At 43.2% G+C, this 1884-nt stretch carries 2 protein-coding genes; both read right to left on the minus strand.

Annotation, left to right across the window (positions count from 1 at the left end):
- On the minus strand, positions 1-874 hold an 874-nt coding region (gene gcvT / locus WBJ10_RS17415; protein ID WP_424292609.1), incomplete at its 3' end, for a glycine cleavage system aminomethyltransferase GcvT.
- 241 nt (positions 875-1115) lie between these two features.
- The gene (locus WBJ10_RS17420; RefSeq protein ID WP_424292611.1) at positions 1116-1721 is read right to left on the minus strand and encodes a ribonuclease HII; all 606 of its coding nucleotides are present in this window, start codon (positions 1719-1721) and stop codon (positions 1116-1118) included.
- Positions 1722-1884: the final 163 nt, after the last annotated feature.

Genomic DNA, 1884 nt, shown 5'->3' on the forward strand with positions numbered 1-1884 from the left:
TACCCCGATCGATCATTTCAAATCCCACGAGCTTACGGCTCACACCAGCCTGTTTTTGTGCTGAAAGATTTTCCGAATTCACAAAATTCTTGGTGAATTTAGTCACCCAACCAAGTCCGGCTTCTATAGGTGAAGTTGTATCATCAATGTCGTTCCCATATAAACAAAAACCCATTTCCAACCGTAGAGTATCCCTCGCTGCCAGGCCAATTGGTTTAATTCCAAACGGCTCCCCGGCTTTGAATATGGCTTCCCAAATGTGCTTAGCATGTTTATTATCGAAGTATAACTCAAAACCTCCTGCACCGGTGTAACCCGTAGCAGAAATGAGCACATTTTCTACACCCGCAAAAACCCCCTTTTTAAAAGTATAATATTCCATTGCAGCCATATCGATATCGGTAAGGCTCTGGAGTGCAGCAGCGGCTTTAGGGCCTTGAACAGCCAGTAAAGAAGTTTGGTCTGAGATATTTTTCATCTCCACGCCACCGGAATTATATTTCGATATCCAATCCCAATCTTTATCAATATTTGATGCGTTGACTACGAGCATGTATGTTATTTCATCGATCCGATAAATTAAAAGATCATCAACGATGCCGCCATTGTCATTCGGCAGACAAGAATATTGGATCTTTCCATCGAAAAGTTTCGAGGCATCGTTCGAACTAACGCGTTGGATAAGATCAAGTGCACCTTCGCCCTTGAGGATGAATTCGCCCATATGACTGACATCGAAAACCCCCACGTCTTTTCGAACGGTTTCATGCTCCACGTTTATACCACTGTACTGAACAGGCATATTAAACCCTGCGAACGGCACCATTTTAGCGCCCAGGGCTACATGCACGTCATTTAAAGCTACATTCTTCATTTAGGTAAAATTGGTTGCGGCAAAAGTAGTTAAAAAGGGGCAAAATGTTATCACAACAAACAATTCGAATTGAACCGCAGAATTCGCAAAGTATGACGCGGAGTTCGCAAAGTTTCTCGAAATCGTTTTTATTATTTACCGACAAATTGGACCACGACAGCCCTTTTAAAGCCAGCTCCGCGTACTCTGCGCTTAACTTGGCGTCCTCTGCGGTAAAAAAATCCCAGTTCGTGGTTTAACCCTATTCTTCAAAACTAAGACTCAGCTGTGGGTCGGTGATCCTAAACGTCCTGCGATGATAAGGTGACATCCCGTATGAAATCACCGCATCCCGGTGTTTAATAGTAGGGTAACCTTTATTCCGGCTCCAATCATACTGCGGATGTTCCTCTGCGAGTCTGTGCATATGGTCATCCCGATAAGTCTTGGCCAGAATAGAAGCCGCAGCTATCGAGTAATATTTACCATCTCCCTTGATAACGCACTGGTGAGGAACCGTTTGATAGGCCTTGAAACGATTCCCATCGATGATTATAAATCCTGGAGTAATATGAAGTTGCTCTAGGGCCAAATGCATGGCTTTGAATGAGGCATTTAGGATGTTAATACGATCTATCTCCTCATGGTCAACCTGGGCAACAGAAAAAGCAATCGCTTCACGCTCAATGCATTCCCGAAGCTGGTATCTGTCTTTTTCACACAGCTGTTTCGAATCGGTCAAAACCTCATGCGAGAAATTTTTTGGAAGTATTACCGCTGCAGCATACACAGGACCAGCCAAACAACCACGTCCTGCTTCATCGCAACCTGCTTCAATAAAATCATCTTGAAAAAAAGGTAGCAGCATAGGAGTGTTATTTAATTCTACAAGATGCGTAGTGAGAGTATTGTGATATCATCAGAATTCATTCTGGCATTGTTACTAAGCTGTATATTTCGAAGTATCGCCTCGTTTAGATCGTCGACCGATGAATTACTGTGGCGCATTAAATGATCAACTAACTCCTCAT

This window comes from Daejeonella sp. (assembly GCF_049655485.1).
Taxonomy (GTDB): domain Bacteria; phylum Bacteroidota; class Bacteroidia; order Sphingobacteriales; family Sphingobacteriaceae; genus Daejeonella.